Source organism: Flavobacterium sp. (genome assembly GCF_052437795.1).
Lineage (GTDB): Bacteria > Bacteroidota > Bacteroidia > Flavobacteriales > Flavobacteriaceae > Flavobacterium.
In genome coordinates, this window is the sequence record NZ_JBQVPA010000001.1 from 447,501 (window position 1) to 466,190 (window position 18,690).

Genomic DNA, 18,690 nt, shown 5'->3' on the forward strand with positions numbered 1-18,690 from the left:
CCGAATTTCTTCTCGAACATCCGTATCATCAGTTCTCCTGTTGCAACATTCATGCCTAATTTTTGCGAAAAATCATCCATAATGTCTTTGATAATATCACCGCTTCCTATGATCACCGCTTTCTTTACTCTCAGCCCTTGTTTTATAGAATTAAGCACTGACATTGCGCCAAGAGAATGCCCGATCGCATACTCAAACGGCCCGGATCGCTGTTCCAATTCCAAAATACATTTTATGAACTCCGTCATGTCGCTTGTCTTGCCTTCCGATTTTCCGTGTCCCGGCGCATCAAAGCTAATGGTTGAATAACCGCACTTTAATAGTTTGTCGGCGATGGAATGCAACTGTGTGCCGCGCCCGCTCCAGCCGTGTACCAAAAGTACTTTACGTTCGCTATCCCCATAATGGTACACATTGATGCTTTTCTTCAATGCTGGGACCTCTACCTTTTGCTGGCGGCTGTTCCTGTCCATTTCTTCTTCTCTCTTGGGAAGGCTGAATTTCATTGGGGTTGTGAACAGCTTTATGGCAAATTTAGCAGCCAGCTTAGGCGACGTGACCTCCAAAATTTTAGCAGTTACCAGTATTGGCTTAGGAATTCTCAACGACGACTGGTGTTTCTTATTTATTTCTGACATTTCGCTAAAACTTTAAGGCAAGTTATTAATTAAATATTTTTTGGCTATTTTTAGAAGTCTTAAAATTACAATAAAATGCAGGATCAACGCAGGGTACACATTGAAAACATACAACCACAGCTCAACAATGGGCAAAATTTCATAAAACGCATTACCGGCCAAAAAGTTAATGTCACTGCCGATATCCTTTCGGATGGGCATGACGTGATGGCTGCCGTGGTGAAATTCCGTCATGAAAAAGAGAAGAACTGGAAGGAGGACCGGATGCACGAAACGGGCAACGATGCCTGGGCAGGAGAGTTTGTCGTAGAGAAACAGGGCTTTTACAGCTACTGCGTGGAGAGTTGGGTAGATTACGCCCTCAACTGGCAGTATGGTACGCTGCGGAAAATAAAAGACAACCAAAGTGTAACTTCCGAATTGCTGGAAGGTGCCGAATATGTGAAGGCACTTTACGGCAAAGCTACCAAGCCCGAGAAGGACTATCTGCAAAAATTGGAGAAGCTATTTTCGAATGATGCTTCTTATGATACGGCCATTGCCGAAGCGATGTCGGACAAATTAAAAGACATCTTTAAAAAATACCCGGCAAAGATCTTATCACACCAGTCGGCGGAATTAAGGGTTTATGTGGACAGGCAGAAGGCATTATTCAGTACCTGGTATGAGTTTTTCCCGAGGTCGGCATCGTCCGAACCCGGAAAGCACGGTACTTTCAAAGACTGTGAAGCCTTGCTGCCGCGTGTTGCCGCGATGGGGTTTGATACATTATATTTCCCTCCGGTACACCCGATAGGCGAAGTGAACCGTAAGGGTAAGAACAATGCGACTACCGCCATGCCTGGGGACGTGGGTTCGCCGTGGGGCATAGGTTCGCAATATGGCGGTCATAAGAGTACGCATCCCGAACTTGGAACGATAGAAGAATTCAAATCGCTTGTGAATGCCGCTAAAGCGCAGGGGATAGAGGTGGCTATGGATTTCGCGTTGCAGGCCGCGCCGGATCATCCGTATGTAAAGGAATTCCCGCAGTGGTTCAAATGGAGGCCGGACGGTACCGTGCAATATGCCGAGAACCCACCGAAAAAATATCAGGACATACTGCCGATATATTATGAATCGGCCGACTGGAAAAACCTTTGGAAGGAATTGCTAAGCGCTGCGCTATTTTGGGTCGAAGAGTGTGGTGTTCGCGTATTCCGGGTGGATAACCCGCATACCAAGCCTTTTTATTTCTGGGAGTGGCTGATAGCCGAAGTAAAGAAGAAATACCCTGACGTCCTGTTTTTGGCGGAAGCCTTCACGCGCCCGAAAATAATGGATGAGCTGGCCAAAGTGGGCTTTACACAATCCTACACCTATTTTACCTGGCGTAACAGCAAGGCAGAATTGACCGAATATGTTACTGAGCTGACAAGGTCCCGGCAAAAGGAATTCTTCCGACCGAACTTTTGGCCCAATACACCAGACATCAACCCGTTCCCATTGCAGGGCGCTAATGAAGCTACGCATTTACAGAAGTATTTCCTTGCCGCGACCCTGAGTTCGAGCGTGGGCATATATGGCCCGGTATTCGAATACATGGTAAGTGATGCCATTCCGGGACGCGAGGAGTATATGGATTCTGAAAAATATGAAGTGCGTCACTGGGACTGGAAAAAGGAGAACAAGATCACAACGCTCATTGGTAAGATCAACAAGATACGCAGGGAGAACCCATCACTTCAGCAAACAAATAATATTGAGTTTTGCGATACGGATAATGACCAACTGATAGCCTATTACAAATATGACGACGATCGTGAAAACGAAACCCTCATGATCGTGAGCCTTGATGCCTATTATTCCAAACAGGGGCATGTAAAGATCCCGTTGCACTCACTGGGGATCAACCAGGGTCATAACATTGTAGTGACCGATCTCATTACCGGCAACAGTTATCATTGGGACAAAGAGTGGTGCTACATCGAGTTGCACCCGGCGCTTCCGTTCCACTTATTTAAAATCCAGAAGTAGCCATGGGAACTTTACAGGACACGTTCAACGCGCCTTTCATCTTCTGGGCCGACTGGAAAGCGGCGTTTGAGGATGAGGAATTCGTTAAGGTATTCTCATCGGACATCCTTGAGAATTACATCCTCAAGAAACGATGGTATGGCGGTAAGGCCAGTACGCTTAAGTACATCGAGGTTGTCGACTATTTCAAAATCGCTTCCGAAAAGAACACGTATTACGGTGTACTGATAGAGGTTAATTATAAAGAGGCGTTCCTGCAGCATTACTTTATGCCGGTAGCTTTCATGGCGGAAGATGAACTTGACACCAAGACATTAATTGCCCCGGTAACACTCAATGGGCAGGAGGGCTATCTGGTAGATGCCCTTCATCAGGAGGACTTCCGCAAGCTGGTGTTCGAGAGCATTGTGAACGGTTCCAAAAACGAAGCGTTCAATGTAAAATACCACAGGGGCAGATCGCTGCCGAAAGACACAAAATATATTTCATCCCGTTTCATGGGAATTGAGCAAAGCAACACGTCCATCATTTATAATGACAACCTGGTGCTGAAGTTCTTCAGGAGGATCTATGTAAGCACCAATCCCGATTATGAGATAAGCCGCTTCCTTACCGAGCGTATGAAATTTAAGCATACGCCATCATATAAGGGCAGCGTGAATGTTGCTATGGCCGATGATAACATAACTCTTGCGCTAATGCAGGAACTGGTACCTAATCAGGGCGATGCATGGAAATACATGCTCGAAGCGGTAGATGGCGTTTTTGACAACCTGAATGCCAAGAAAATAAAGATCGATAAGCTGCCCGACCTGGAGCTTTTCAAAACCATAAAAATAAACAGCATTCCGCCCGAGATCATTGACTGGGCGGGGCTGACCTTATTCCTGAGGATAAGGACCCTGGCACAGCGAACAGCAGAAATGCACATTGCCCTTGGCGGCGACACCACCGATACATCGTTCACGCCTACGACCTACAACGGCGATTATACCGTATGGCTTAAGAACCGCCTGATATACCAGTTCCAGAACAGGCTGAATACCATTGAGAATAACCTCCACAAGCTGGATGGATTTGCATTGGAACTCGCACACCAATTCCTCGATAAAAAGAAAGAGATACGAAAGCACTTCCTAAATTTCGACTGGACGCAGCTGAAGAGTGAACGCATTCGCATACATGGTGATTACCACTTAGGGCAGGTACTGGTAAACGGCGATGATTTTTACCTTCTCGATTTTGAAGGCGAACCCGAAAGCACCATCCGCGACCGCAAGGTAAAGCAGCCGCCGCTAAAGGATGTGGCGGGGTTGTTCCGCTCGTTCCATTATGCGATATATGCGACCATTTTTAATAATAAGGACAAATACCCGTTTGAACAGGAAGACCTGTTTAAGGCAGGGGAGCTGCTGTTCAATTACATGGTAGGCGTGTACCTTGATACCTACGTCGAAAAGGCGCAGGAAGGCAATCTGAACATTGGCTACAACAAAGAGATAGCGTTCCTTTTAAAATACTGCATCCTCGAGAAAGCAGTGTACGAACTGGGCTATGAGCTTAATTCACGTCCACGTTGGGCAGTGATACCGTTGAGAGGGATAGCGAGTATAATGGGGTATTGAGTTCAGACGTAAATTGGTATGTATAGTTGTCACATCGAGCGCAGTCAAGAACAGTATAGTTACGATAAACTCAATTGGAATTATAAGGCATCTCGACTGCGCTCGATGTGACACCGGGTTGCAACTATTTAAACGTAAATAATGTTATATACGTTGTCAGTTCGAGCGCAGTCGAGAACACTTAAGAAACAAAATTATCATGAAATTTTACTATGTATATATGCTTCGATGCAGGGATGGAACTTTCTATACAGGAATTACAAATAATGTTGATATAAGAGTTGATCAGCATAATGCAGGGATTAAACCTGATTCGTATACCTATTCCAGAAGGCCTGTTACGCTTGCTTTTGTACAAGAATTTATGGATCCGGTTCAGGCGATCGCTTTTGAAAAGAGGCTTAAAAAATGGAGTAAGGCAAAAAAAGAAGCATTGATAAGAGGAGATTTTGATCTGATACAAATTTTGGCAGAATGCCGGAATGCGACCCATAGCAAGTACAAACCTGATTAACGCATCTCGACTTCGCTCGATGTGACAACGGTAACCGACAATGTAAACGTAAATAAAGTTATATACGTTGTCAGTTCGAGCACAGTCGAGTACAAATAATAATAGAACATAGAAAACAATGAATAAAGTACAAGCCCATTCCTTTTTTACCGATGTTGATATCGACCTCTTTAAAGCCGGCAAACACTACCGCCTGTATGAAAAGCTGGGTGCGCACCTTACAGAAATTGACGGGAAGAAAGGCGTTTACTTTGCCGTATGGGCGCCATCGGCCAAGGTTGTATCAGTAGTTGGTGACTTTAATTACTGGCTCGAGGGTGAGCACGCGCTCAACGTACGTTGGGACGGCTCCGGGATCTGGGAAGGGTTCATTCCGGATATTGACAAGGGTACCAAATACAAGTACAAGATACATTCCAGCCACAACGATATCATGACGGAGAAGGCCGATCCGTTCGCTTTTTACTGCGAAACGCCGCCCCATACCGCATCAGTGGTTTGGGACACGAAACATGCATGGAAAGATACCAAATGGATGGATAACAGGCAGGATAAGAACGGCCTGGACAAACCCTATTCTGTATACGAGGTACATTTGGGCTCATGGCGCAGGGCAGAAGGGGGCAGGTTCCTGAGCTATATCGAGTTGGCCGACCAGCTTGTGGACTACGTTAAGGAAATGAGCTTTACCCACGTGGAGTTCATGCCTATAATGGAGTACCCATATGACCCGTCTTGGGGATACCAACTGGTGGGGTATTTCGCGCCAACCTCGCGTTTCGGAAAGCCGGAAGACTTTATGGTTTTAGTAGACAAACTGCACCAGGCAGGTATAGGAGTGATACTCGACTGGGTGCCGTCGCATTTCCCGAGCGATGCGCACGGGTTGGGTTTTTTTGATGGCACACACCTTTACGAACACCCGGATATCCGCAAGGGCTACCATCCCGACTGGAAAAGCCTTATTTTTAACTATGGCAGGAATGAAGTCCGCTCGTTCCTGATAAGCAATGCTATTTTTTGGCTCGACAAATATCATATCGACGGACTGCGTGTGGATGCTGTTGCCTCCATGCTATACCTCGATTATTCGCGCAATGATGGCGAGTGGGAGCCGAATATATACGGTGGACGGGAAAACCTCGATACCATTAGCTTCCTGAAAGATATGAACGAGGAAGTGTATCGAAGCTTTGAAGGCGTGCAGACTATTGCCGAGGAAAGTACCTCATTCCCCATGGTATCGCGTCCAACGTATATTGGCGGATTAGGTTTCGGTATGAAATGGATGATGGGCTGGATGCACGATACACTCGAATATTTCAAGAAGGAAGCCATATACCGCAGGCACCACCAAAACGACCTGACCTTCAGCATGACGTATGCCTTTACCGAGAATTTTATGCTGCCGCTGTCGCATGACGAAGTAGTCTATGGCAAGCACTCCATCCTCGGGCGTATGCCGGGGGACGAATGGCAGCGTTTTGCCAACCTGCGCCTGCTGTACAGCTTTATGTTCACGCATCCGGGCGCCAAGCTGCTATTTATGGGCAGTGAATTTGGGCAAAGCGCGGAGTGGAATTTTGAGCAGAGCCTGGACTGGCATTTGCTGGAATACGACCACCATAAAGGCATCAAAAATACCATTACGGCGCTAAACAAATTATACAGGAAACAACCGGCACTGTACGAAAAGCAGTTCACTGCGGAGGGATTCGAATGGATCAACTATGGGGATAATGAGAACTCGGTCATATCCTACATCCGCAAAGGCAATGACCCCGAGGAGAACCTAATCGTGGTTTGCAACATGACCCCGGTTATCAGGGAAGACTACCGTATCGGTATCCCGGTTAGCGGCAAGCTGAAGGAGATATTCAACAGCGATGCTACGGAATTTGGCGGAAGCGGTGTTACCAATAAAAAGTTGAAAGTCGAAGCTATCACATGGAATGGCAGGGAGTTTTCTGCCGCGATGACACTGCCCCCTCTTGGGGTAATAGTGTTTTCTGTGAAATAATTTTTTTGGCATCTATTGCGCTCGATGTGACAATGGTATCCAACATATGATCGTAAATAAAGTTATGTACGGTGTCAGTTCGGGCGCAGTCGAGAACATTTTAGGTCAATACTTATCAACAGGCAACGTTTTCGTAGGAACTAACATTCTTAAAATCGCCGACAAACTTATATATTTGATGTTTTGCACTTTATACAGCATTTATGATAATAAATACCGAGCTTGAACGCAAGGGGGACCTTTACCCCTCCAAAATAATAAAATTCAGCAAAGAGGTCGACAGTGCCTTTTTCCATACCGATAATAATGTCATCCTTAAAGTGACCGTATTCCGCGACAGCCTTCTGCGTTTCCGCTTCACGACCAAAGGCTACTTTAGCGATGACTTTTCATATGCCATAGATGAAAATCATTCGAGGGGCTTCAATAAATTTGAGGTGACCGAAGAAGAGGAATATTATAAGATACTGACTAGCAAGCTGGAATGCCACATCCATAAAAGCGACCTTCGTACAGGCATTTATGACATTAACGGCAATGTGCTGATGGAAGATGAACTGGGCTTTCATTGGGAAGAAATATACGAGTACGGCGGCAATGTTGTAAAAATGAGCAAGGTTTCGTCCGATGGCGAGAATTTCTACGGCCTTGGCGACAAAGCTACCCACATGAACCTGAAGGGCAAGCGCCTGGAGAACTGGGCCACTGATCAGTATGCCTATCAAAAAGATCAGGAGCCACTTTATAAGGCCGTGCCTTTTTACATAGGCCTGCGTGGCAAGGATGCTTATGGCGTGTTTTTCGACAATACCTTCAGGAGCTTTTTCGACTTTTGCCATGAACGCCGCAACGTTGCCAGCTTTTGGGCCGATGGCGGCGAAATGAATTATTACTTTTTCTACGGGCCGCAAATGCAGGAGGTGGTTACATCGTACACCGACCTTACCGGCAAGCCTGAGCTTCCGCCTTTATGGGCTTTGGGCTACCACCAGTGTAAATGGAGCTATTACCCGGAAAGCAAGGTGAAAGAAGTTGCCGCTAAATTCAGGGAACTACAAATACCGTGCGATGCTATTTACCTTGATATTGATTATATGGAAGGCTTCCGCTGCTTCACCTGGAATAAGGAATATTTTCCCGACCCGAAGCGCATGGTAGCCGAACTGGCCGGGGATGGTTTCAAGACGATCGTGATCATTGACCCGGGCATTAAGATAGATCCGGAATATTCGGTTTATAAAGAGGGAATAGAAAACGACTATTTTTGCAAACGCGCCGATGGTCCTTACATGAAAGGGAAGGTTTGGCCTGGCGAATGTAATTTCCCCGACTATACTAACCCCGCGGTACGCGAATGGTGGGCAGGGCTCTTCAAGGAACTTATTGCTGACTTCGGCGTAAAAGGCGTGTGGAATGATATGAACGAGCCGGCAGTAATGGAAGTGCCTACCAAGACCTTCCCGCTGGATGTGCGCCACGATTACGACGGACACCCATGCAGCCACCGCAAGGCACACAACATATACGGTACCCAGATGGCACGTGCAACATACGAGGGTGTGAAACGCTTCTCTTACCCTAAGCGGCCGTTCATAATAACGCGCTCGGCATACTCGGGGGCACAGCGTTACACATCTTCCTGGACAGGAGATAATGTTGCTACGTGGGAACATCTCTGGATAGCCAACGTGCAGGTACAGCGCATGAGCCTTAGCGGCATGGGCTTTACAGGAAGTGACATTGGCGGTTTTGCTGAACAGCCTACAGGAGAGCTGTATGCACGATGGATCCAGTTGGGCGTGTTCCATCCGTTTTGCCGTACGCACTCGTCAGGCCATCACGGAGAGCAGGAGCCGTGGGCGTTTGGGGAAGAAGTGATCAACGTGACCCGAAAATTTATCGAACTGCGCTACCAGCTTTTACCATACTTATATACCATGTTCTGGCAGTATATCGACGAAGGCCTGCCAATGCTGAAACCACTGTTCTACTACGACCAGGAAGATACGCAGACGCATTACAGGACCGACGAGTTCATCTTCGGGAACCATATACTCGTTTGCCCGATACTGGAACCTAATGCCCTGGGCCGAAGGATGTACATCCCAAAAGGGCAATGGTATAACTACTGGACCAATGAATTGGTGACCGGCGGTAAGGAAATGTGGGTAGATACGGCCTTTGATCAGATACCCGTATTCGTCAAGGCCGGTGCTATCATCCCTAAATACCCCGTACAGCAATATGTAGGCGAAAAAGAGATAGAAGAGCTTACGCTTGATGTATATTATAAGGAAGGTAAGGAGACATCTGTAGTGTTCGAGGACGCTCAGGATGGTTATGACTATACAAAAGGCAGGTATTCGCTAAGGACGTTCACGCTTACCGGGAAAGAGAATGATCTGGTTATCCGTCAGCATAAGGAAGGTAAGTATGTGACACCATATTCTAATTTTAAGATAAACCTTACAGGGTTGCCATTCAGGGTACAAAGTGTTGAAATTGACAACGAAGCAGTTTCTTTGGAAGAGCTTCAATTAAATATTCACAATAGTTTAACTATAAGCAAGGATTTTTCTGAATTACATATCAAAGGGATTTAGTAAATTTGAATAAAATTAAAGATTTTAAGATATGAAACGAAGCTTGCTAACCGTATCGGGCATCCTCTTCATTTTGGTTTGCGCGTGCACCACGAATCCTTTTACAGGGAAAAAGGACCTGAACTTTGTGTCGAACGACCAGATATTCCCCAGCGCTTTTGCGCAGTACGACCAGTTCCTTAAGGAAAATAAGGTTGTTACGGGCACCAGCCAGGCGGCTATGGTAACATCGGTTGGCCAAAAGATAAGGGCTGCTGCAGAAAAATACCTTAATGCCAACGGCTACCAGGGATACCTTGAGGGTTACCAGTGGGAATACAAGCTTGTACAGGACCCTGCTGTGAACGCATGGTGCATGCCGGGCGGAAAGATCGTGGTATATACGGGGATCCTGCCAATAACAAAAGACGAGGCCGGCCTTGCTACTGTAATGGGTCATGAGGTGGCACACGCATTGGTAAACCACGGCGCGCAGCGCATGAGCGCCGGACAATTGCAACAGCTTGGCGCGGTGGGCGTAGGTGTTGCGGCAGGCGGCAAGAGTGAGACCACACAGCAGATCATCATGCAGGCATACGGCCTTGGTACCGAATTTGGCGCAATGCTGCCATTTAGCAGGAAGCACGAAACAGAGGCTGATGACATAGGGCTTATCCTAATGGCAATAGCAGGCTATAATCCTGATAAGGCGATCGATTTTTGGCAAAGGATGTCGGCAAATTCAGGTGGCGGGGCACCACCGGAATTCATGAGTACGCACCCGTCTGACAATACACGTATATCCAACATAAAAAGCCAGATACCCAAGGCTAAGAAAGAGGCCGCTAAATTTGGTATAAAATATTAATTGGTTTGTAATATCGTAAGGAGCCGCCTGAAAGGGCGGCTTTTGCTTTTTATAAGCTTAATGCGATAGAGTGTAAAAGTTCCAAAAAATATGTTAGCTTTGGTTACCAAACCAAAAACTATGGCACACCCTGAAAAAGGCAGCAAAAAGCTCCTTAACGCCTGGGCTTTTTATGACTGGGCGAACTCTGTTTACAGCCTTGTCATCGCTTCGGCTGTATTTCCAATATTCTATAATAAACTGATACCTGAAGGCGAGATGCTCGATGTATTCGGCACCTCGATGAAGGGTACGGCGCTCATCAGCTTTGTAACAGCATTTGCTTTCCTCATTGTAGCCTTCATTTCCCCATTGCTGTCGGGTATTGCCGATTATGCAGGCAACAAGAAGTCATTCCTTAAAGCGTTCTGTTACATAGGCGCATTGTCGTGCATCGGTCTGTACTGGTTTGACCGCGACAACCTGTACTGGAGCCTGGTGTGTTACCTTTTCGGATTAGTAGGTTTTTGGGGAAGCCTTGTGTTTTACAACTCCTACCTGCCCGATATCGCTTATCCGGAACAACAGGATGCCGTGAGTGCCAAAGGATATTCCCTCGGCTACATAGGCAGTATGATATTGCTCATCTTTAACCTCGGTATGATCATGTACCCTGAAGTTTTTGGGATAGATGAAGGAGACGGTCTTAAGACCGCGGTCATGGCCATGCGATATTCCTTCGTATCGGTGGGGATCTGGTGGATACTGTTCAGCCAGTACAGCTACTACCATTTGCCGAAAGGTGTACGCAGGAATAAAGTGACCCGCGACGTACTGCTCAATGGATTTCGCGAGCTCCGCAAGGTTTGGCTCCAGTTAAAAGAAAATATCGAATTGAAACGATACCTCGGCGCATTTTTCGTGTACAGTATGGCGGTACAAACGGTAATGCTCGCGGCGACCTATTTTGGAGCGGAAGAGATCAACTGGCCCAATGAGGACGCCAAGAGCATGGGGCTCATCATCAGTATCTTACTTATACAGTTGATCGCTGTAGCGGGAGCGTTGCTTACCTCAAAGCTATCGGCCAGGATAGGCAACATAAAGGCACTCATATATATTAACGCTGTATGGGCTGTCATTTGCATAGGTGCCTGGTTCGTTACCGAGCCGGCCCATTTTTACGTTACCGCAGCATTCGTTGGCCTTGTAATGGGGGGCATACAGTCGCTATCCCGAAGCACATACTCTAAATTGCTTCCCGAAACTAAAGATACCGCTTCCTTTTTCAGCTTTTATGATGTTACTGAGAAGATCGGCATTGTGATCGGGATGCTTTTATATGGCGCGATCGATCAGGCACTGAACAGCCAAAGGTATTCTGTCGTATTTCTTACAGTGTTCTTTGTAGTGGGGATCGTATTGCTTTTAAGGGTCCCAAAGCGAAAGACAACTTCATAGATCAGGCGTTAACATTAAATTTACTATTAACAAAATAAGGGTTTTGATATTAATTTAATTCCATTATATTTGAAACCTTAAAAATAAATTGATCCTGCTATGAAAAAATTAAGCTTTTTATCAGCTTTTATAGTATTATTCGCTGCTATCGGCTTCACGTCATGTGACTCTGAGCCTGTAGATCCGCTGCTTATAGGTAATGAACCAACGGAGCCGACCGGCCCGGCTATCTTTAAGGTAGATTTTAGCGGTGAGACATTCACTGCCGATCAGGTACAGGCTGTTATGGCCGACGGTATGATCGTTATTGGCGGTGTTCAGGGCAATGAGCAGGTAAGCATTGCGATCCCGGCCACTACAACAGGTACATATAGCGGTAATGAGGTGCTTATGGCTTACCATCCTACCCTTACTTCGGAATACCAGTACTGGAATGTTGATGATGAGCTAAATTCTACAGGCAGTGTAACGATCACATCCATCAATACAACGAACCACACTATTTCGGGTACATTTAACTTTGTAGGCCATTGGTCAAATTCAGAGGAAAACCACCCATCTATAGCATTTACGAATGGCTCGTTCCAAAACATACCTTACACAGGGAACATTGTTAATCCGACAGATGATGAGTATGTAAAGGCAAAAGTGGATGGCGTGCAGAAAAACTATAGCATCATAGCTTCGCTTGAGGCAGGCAACAATGTGTCCTTCAGTGGTAATATCATTAGCCCTGCAAGCTCTGTACAGGTCCTTGTCCCTACGAACGTTACTCCGGGAACTTATGCCTTTGTTGATGCCCCTATGGCAGTACCATCGGCAACATACAGCGACGACAGCAACGAATGGGGATACGATGCCGTTTCGGGCAGCGTGACCATTATCAGCAACACTGGTGGATGGATGAAAGGTACGTTCCAGTTTACCGGCGATGACGGTGAGGGTAATACGGTTCAGATAACCGAGGGTGAATTTAATATCGAGTTGCCGTAAATACGGCAACTATAAAATATAAGATCCGCTACGGCGGATTTTTTTATGGCATAATGATTGGAATAAAGTGATAGCAATTTTGGCTGAATTTACAGGCCTTTGCTGAAATAGAGGGTGTAAGGTGGAATATCGGTCAATAGGCCATTCCACCGTTAACTGATTTTTAATGACAAAATGACTGACCTAAACTATGTCGAATCGTAAACTAATGAATATTGACAATTTGTCACTCCAGGAAATAGATACAGATGCGGACCTGATCCCGCTAATGACATCCGAAGATGAGGAGGAGATGAATAATGAACAAATACCTGCAGCCCTTCCGATACTTCCGTTGCGCAACATGGTCCTTTTCCCGGGAGTGGTAATACCTATTACCGCCGGGCGTGATAAGTCGATCAGGCTCATCAACGATGCCAATGCCGGCAGTAAGATCATAGGTGTGGTGGCGCAAAAAGATGAAGCGGTAGAGGAACCGGGCGCTGAGGATATCAACACCGTTGGTACCGTAGCAAGGATACTTCGCGTGCTGAAGATGCCCGATGGTAATACCACTGTGATCCTTCAGGGCAAGAAGCGATTTGAAGTGGATACGGTAACTACCGACCAGCCCTACCTGCAAGCCACAACTAAAGAGGTAAGCGAGGAAAGGCCGGGCAAAAAGGATGCTGAATTCAATACCATAATCGAGTCCATCAAGGAACTTGCCATCCAGATCATCAAGGAAAGCCCCAACATCCCTACCGAAGCGACTTTTGCCATAAAGAACATTGAGAGCGATTCATTCCTGGTGAATTTCGTGTCTTCCAATATGAACCTTTCGGTAAAGGAAAAGCAGGACCTTCTTGCCATCAACAACCTTAAGGACCGTGCGCTGGAAACCCTGCGCTACATGAACCTTGAGCTGCAGAAGCTTGAATTGAAGAACGACATACAAAGCAAGGTCCGTTTTGACCTTGACCAGCAACAACGTGAGTATTTCCTGCACCAGCAGATGAAGACCATCCAGGAAGAGCTGGGCGGTGTATCGCATGATCAGGAAATCGACGATATGCGCCAAAAAGGGCGGTCTAAAAAATGGAATGACAAAGTAAGGGCGCAATTTGATAAAGAGGTTGCAAAGCTGCAACGCACTAATCCGCAGGCAGCAGAATATGGTACACAGCGCAATTACCTCGAGCTGATGCTCGACCTGCCGTGGAACGAGTTCTCCAAAGATAACTTCGACCTGAAGCGTGCCGAAAAGATACTTCACCGTGACCACTATGGCCTTGATGATGTTAAGAAACGTATCATAGAATACTTAGCGGTACTTAAGCTGCGTAACGATATGAAGTCGCCTATCCTGTGCCTTTATGGGCCTCCGGGAGTAGGTAAGACCTCAATAGGCAAATCTGTCGCAGAGGCGCTTGGCAGGGAGTATGTGCGCATATCCCTTGGCGGACTTCGTGATGAGGCTGAGATAAGGGGACATAGGAAAACCTACATCGGCGCAATGCCGGGCAGGATCCTCCAGAGCCTTAAAAAAGCAGGAACATCTAACCCTGTATTTGTTCTGGATGAGATCGATAAATTGAGTTCAGGTAACCAGGGCGATCCATCTTCGGCATTGCTGGAGGTACTCGACCCGGAACAGAACAAGGAGTTTTATGATAACTTCCTCGAAATGGGCTTTGACCTTTCAAAAGTGATGTTCATTGCTACGTCAAACAACCTGAGCACTATACAGCCTGCTCTTCGTGACAGGATGGAGATCATCCACATGACAGGTTACACTATTGAAGAGAAGATCGAGATCGCTAAAAAGCACCTGCTACCAAAGCAGATAAAAGAACACGGGCTTACACCAAAGGATATACAGTTGGGTAAAAAACAATTGGAAAAGATCGTAACAGGCTACACACGTGAATCGGGTGTGCGCGGGCTGGAGAAGCAGATCGCCAAAACCGTGCGCCACATTGCCAAATCGGTAGCGATGGAAGAGGAGTACGAACCTAAAGTTAGTGAAGAGGAAGTGGTAAAAATACTTGGTGCGCCAAAAATGGAGCGTGACAAGTATGAAAATAACGATGTAGCCGGTGTAGTTACAGGTCTTGCTTGGACCAGCGTGGGTGGTGATATCCTTTTCATTGAGTCGATACTGTCTAAAGGTAAAGGGAACATGACCATGACGGGTAACCTGGGTACAGTAATGAAAGAGTCGGCAACCATCGCTTTGGAATATATAAAATCGAATGCCGAGAGACTGGGCATTAGCCCTGAAGTGATCACGAATTATAACGTACACATCCACGTACCCGAGGGCGCAACTCCAAAAGACGGCCCAAGTGCCGGGGTGGCAATGCTTACCTCCCTAATATCTACCTATACGCAGAAAAGGGTGAAAAAACACTTGGCAATGACGGGAGAGATCACGCTTCGCGGACGTGTATTACCTGTGGGAGGTATAAAAGAAAAGATACTTGCAGCCAAGCGTGCCAATATTAAAGAGATCATCCTGTGCGAGGAAAACAAACAGGATATAGAGGAGATCAAGCAGGATTATCTTGAAGGGCTTACTTTCCATTATGTAAAGGAAATGGCCGATGTGGTAAAATTTGCCATCACCGATCAAAAGGCGAAGAACGCAAAAGTGCTTTAATACGTACATATATCATGAAAAACGGCTAAAATTCTTAGCCGTTTTTTTATTTAAAAAATAATATCTTCGCACCTGCGTTATAGTATGCACAAAACGTATTGCTAACAATGTTTAAGAACGGGCTCTTATTTCTTCTTTTATGCTGCACCAGTTTGTCTTTTAGCCAGATAGGAGGGAAGCATACCTACCAGTTTTTGAACCTTGTCACCTCGCCGCGCCAGTCGGCCCTTGGCGGAAAGATCATCACGCTTTACGATTACGATGTCAATCAGGGTATTTACAACCCCGCCACCATCAATCCCGAAATGGACAACCACCTGACTGTAAATTACGGCAGTTATTTTGGCGAGGTCACTTACGGTACCGCTGCCTATGCCTATACCTACGACAGGCACCTGCAAACCTTTCATGCCGGGGTGAACTATGTTAACTACGGCACATTTGAAGGCCGTGACGAAATGGGCATGCTTACCGGAGATTTTACCGGCAGCGAGATCGCCCTTTCATTCGGCTACGCCTATAATATCCCTTACACCAGTATTTATGTGGGTGCCAATGGTAAGCTGATATCATCAACGCTCGAAAGCTATAATTCTTTCGGTGGTGCGATAGACCTCGGTGCCATTTACATTGACGAAGATAATGACATCAACATAGCGCTCGCCATCCGCAATGCCGGGATGCAGTTTACCACCTATGCGGGTTTGCGCGAATCGCTGCCCCTGGAAGTGATCGCAGGCATTTCGCAGGAGCTTGAAAATGTGCCGTTGAGGTGGCACATAACCCTTGAGAACCTGCAACAGTGGAACATCGCCTTTTCCAACCCTAACAGGGCAGAGGAAGGCATAGATGGCGGCAGCAGCGAGGAGAAGGTGTCCTTTATGAACAATGCCCTGCGCCACGTGATAATGGGGGCAGAATTGTTCCCTGGCAAAAGCTTCAATATCAGGGTTGGCTATAACTTCAGGAGGGCTGAGGAACTGCGCATTGAGGACAGGCGAAATTTTTCGGGAATTTCGGCGGGCGTAGGCTTAAGATTTAATAAATTGCGGTTCGATTATTCGTACTCACGTTATACCCTTGCGGCCAATACCAGCCTGTTCGGGTTAACCATAAACCTGCAATAGCTTGGACAAAAAAATCACAATTGCCATAGACGGCTTTTCTTCTACCGGGAAAAGTACCCTCGCCAAACAGATCGCTGCCCATATGGGCTATGTGTATGTAGACAGTGGGGCCATGTACCGTGCCGTAACGCTATATGCCATGGAAAATGGGCTTGTATCCCCGGATCACCTCGACAGGGAAGCACTGATACGTAACCTCCCGGATGTAAAACTGGAATTCCGTTTTAACCCTGAGCTTGGTTTTGGCGAAATGTTCCTGAACGGGATCAATGTAGAAAAGAAGATCCGCACACTTGAAGTTTCCAACCTTGTTAGCCGCGTTGCCGAAGTATCCGAAGTGCGGGCTAAACTCGTGGAGCAGCAGCAGCACATGGGCGAAAATAAAGGCGTGGTAATGGATGGCCGTGATATAGGCACCGTGGTATTCCCTAATGCCGAACTGAAGGTATTTATGGTCGCCAGCGCCGAGACCCGTGCACAGCGCCGTTTTGATGAGCTGACACAAAAAGGTGAAGAGGTAACTTACGATGCCGTGCTTGAAAATGTGCAAAAGCGTGACCACATCGATTCCAACCGTGATGACTCTCCGCTCATACAGGCTATAGATGCCATAGCCATTGATAATTCGCATCTTTCCAAAGAGGAGCAGTTCGAATTAGTGCTTGGCCTTGTGAAAGAAGCGGCACAACTTTAACGATGTAGCTGTTTACAAATCCTATTTTTTTCATAGATTTACCGCCGTTAAGAAAATGTTAATATAGCATACATAATTTTATGGGCATAAAGAACCGTCTTGTGGTAATGAGTTTCCTCCAGTTTTTTGTCTGGGGGGCGTGGCTGATAACAATTGCAAATTATTGGTTTGGTACAAAACACTGGGATGGTACCCAGTTCGGCTTAGTGTTCAGTACCATGGGGTTCGCCTCGCTGTTCATGCCAACGCTAACGGGGATCATTGCCGACAGGTGGATCAATGCCGAAAAGCTGTATGCGGCCATGCACATACTGTATGCGGGAACGCTGTTCTGCCTGCCGATGGTAGAAGATCCGACAACATTCATCTACGTGATGTTCGTGGCTATGTGTTTTTACATGCCAACCATATCCCTCAGCAATTCCATTTCCTATACATCCCTGAAAATGAACAATGGCGACGTGGTAAAGGATTTCCCGCCGATACGTGTATTCGGAACGATAGGCTTTATAATTGCCATGTGGATAACCAACCTCACAGGGAGTAAAGCTACCGAATACCAGTTTTACATAGCCGGTATAGCCGCAGTGGCCCTTGCGATCTATGCGCTTACATTGCCAAAGTGTGTGCCTCAGGGTAAGACCAAAGACACTTCTTCCGTGTCGGAAACACTGGGACTAGGCGCCTTTAAACTGTTTGGAGATTACAAGATCATGCTGTTCTTCATCTTCTCCATGTTCCTGGGCGGGGCTTTACAGCTTACCAATGCCTATGGTGATGTTTTCCTTAGTGAATTTGAGAATTTCCCTAAATATGCCGACTCATTCGTGGTGGAATATTCTACGATCATCATGTCGATATCGCAGATCAGCGAAACATTGTTCATCCTTGCCATACCCTTCTTCCTGAAGCGTTTTGGCATCAAGCAGGTAATGCTCATCAGCATGCTGGCATGGGTGCTTCGTTTTGGCCTTTTCGCGTATGGTGACCCTGTGAACGGCCTTTGGATGATCATCCTTTCGTGTATCGTTTACGGTATGGCGTTCGATTTTTTTAATATATCAGGTTCACTATTCGTTGAGACCACTACAAGTGCTAAGATACGCTCATCGGCACAGGGATTGTTCATGATGATGACCAACGGTATAGGGGCTGTATTAGGCTCTGTTACTTCTGGCTGGGTCATTGATAAATATTTTACCAGGTCATTTGCCAATACGACCGAATTGTCCGCTTATCTGGACACTACGTCTGACAATGCCCACATGATGTCATTCGTCAAAAAAAGCGGCGCTGCTGTAGATGCTCAGGGAATGTTTGACAAAGCCGTTACCATGCGGGAATGGCACGACATCTGGCTCTCGTTCGCTGCCTATGCACTGGTTATCGCCATAGCCTTTGCCGTGATGTTCAAGCACAAGCACGACCCTTCTCTAATAAACGAGGTAAAGCACTAAGGATCTTCAGGATTTAAAATATATACAGGCTGTCTTTTATAGGTGGCCTGTTTTGTTTTATTTGGGCGTGGCGGC

The 18,690-nt window shown here is 46.5% G+C and carries 13 protein-coding genes (1 of these 13 cut by a window edge); 12 read left to right on the plus strand and 1 reads right to left on the minus strand.

Annotated features, from left to right (window positions below; all coding sequences use genetic code 11):
- Positions 1 to 638 carry the 5' portion of an alpha/beta hydrolase gene (locus ACT6R0_RS02125; protein WP_444650855.1) on the minus strand. It extends 232 nt beyond the left edge of the window, so the window shows 638 of its 870 coding nt (coding positions 1-638); the start codon lies at positions 636 to 638; the stop codon falls past the left edge of the window.
- Positions 639 to 713: 75 nt separating this feature from the next.
- Here ACT6R0_RS02125 and ACT6R0_RS02130 point away from each other — a divergent pair, with 75 nt between their 5' ends.
- From ACT6R0_RS02130 to ACT6R0_RS02185, 12 genes are all read left to right on the plus strand, one after another.
- Complete coding sequence (locus ACT6R0_RS02130) at positions 714 to 2,654, plus strand: alpha-1,4-glucan--maltose-1-phosphate maltosyltransferase (RefSeq protein ID WP_444650857.1); 1,941 nt, start codon at positions 714 to 716, stop codon at positions 2,652 to 2,654.
- A 2-nt stretch (positions 2,655 to 2,656) separates the two neighbouring features.
- Positions 2,657 to 4,279 carry a maltokinase N-terminal cap-like domain-containing protein gene (locus ACT6R0_RS02135; protein WP_444650859.1) on the plus strand — a complete coding sequence of 541 codons (1,623 nt, stop codon included), beginning with the start codon at positions 2,657 to 2,659 and terminating at the stop codon, positions 4,277 to 4,279.
- Between the two features lie 199 nt (positions 4,280 to 4,478).
- Positions 4,479 to 4,793 carry a GIY-YIG nuclease family protein gene (locus tag ACT6R0_RS02140; protein WP_444650861.1) on the plus strand — a complete coding sequence of 105 codons (315 nt, stop codon included), beginning with the start codon at positions 4,479 to 4,481 and terminating at the stop codon, positions 4,791 to 4,793.
- Between the two features lie 118 nt (positions 4,794 to 4,911).
- A complete protein-coding gene (gene glgB / locus ACT6R0_RS02145) occupies positions 4,912 to 6,813 on the plus strand; it encodes a 1,4-alpha-glucan branching protein GlgB (RefSeq protein ID WP_444650863.1) in 1,902 nt (633 codons plus the stop codon).
- A gap of 203 nt (positions 6,814 to 7,016) precedes the next feature.
- Positions 7,017 to 9,416: a glycoside hydrolase family 31 protein gene (locus ACT6R0_RS02150; RefSeq protein ID WP_444650864.1), complete on the plus strand. Its 2,400-nt coding sequence runs from the start codon at positions 7,017 to 7,019 to the stop codon at positions 9,414 to 9,416.
- Between the two features lie 31 nt (positions 9,417 to 9,447).
- Positions 9,448 to 10,263 (plus strand): M48 family metallopeptidase, encoded by an 816-nt coding sequence (locus tag ACT6R0_RS02155; protein WP_444650866.1) that lies wholly within the window; start codon positions 9,448 to 9,450, stop codon positions 10,261 to 10,263.
- A 120-nt stretch (positions 10,264 to 10,383) separates the two neighbouring features.
- Positions 10,384 to 11,703, plus strand: coding sequence for an MFS transporter (locus tag ACT6R0_RS02160; RefSeq protein WP_444650867.1), 1,320 nt, complete (start codon positions 10,384 to 10,386; stop codon positions 11,701 to 11,703).
- A gap of 99 nt (positions 11,704 to 11,802) precedes the next feature.
- Positions 11,803 to 12,696, plus strand: a complete 894-nt coding sequence (locus tag ACT6R0_RS02165; protein WP_444650869.1) for a DUF6252 family protein — start codon at positions 11,803 to 11,805, stop codon at positions 12,694 to 12,696.
- Between the two features lie 190 nt (positions 12,697 to 12,886).
- A complete protein-coding gene (gene lon / locus ACT6R0_RS02170) occupies positions 12,887 to 15,337 on the plus strand; it encodes an endopeptidase La (RefSeq protein ID WP_444650871.1) in 2,451 nt (816 codons plus the stop codon).
- Positions 15,338 to 15,444: 107 nt separating this feature from the next.
- Entirely contained in the window at positions 15,445 to 16,464 is a 1,020-nt protein-coding gene (porQ, locus tag ACT6R0_RS02175) for a type IX secretion system protein PorQ (RefSeq protein ID WP_444650872.1), read from the plus strand.
- Between the two features lies 1 nt (position 16,465).
- Positions 16,466 to 17,158 (plus strand): (d)CMP kinase, encoded by a 693-nt coding sequence (cmk, locus tag ACT6R0_RS02180; RefSeq protein ID WP_444650874.1) that lies wholly within the window; start codon positions 16,466 to 16,468, stop codon positions 17,156 to 17,158.
- Between the two features lie 80 nt (positions 17,159 to 17,238).
- Positions 17,239 to 18,615 (plus strand): nucleoside permease, encoded by a 1,377-nt coding sequence (locus ACT6R0_RS02185; protein ID WP_444650875.1) that lies wholly within the window; start codon positions 17,239 to 17,241, stop codon positions 18,613 to 18,615.
- Positions 18,616 to 18,690: the final 75 nt, after the last annotated feature.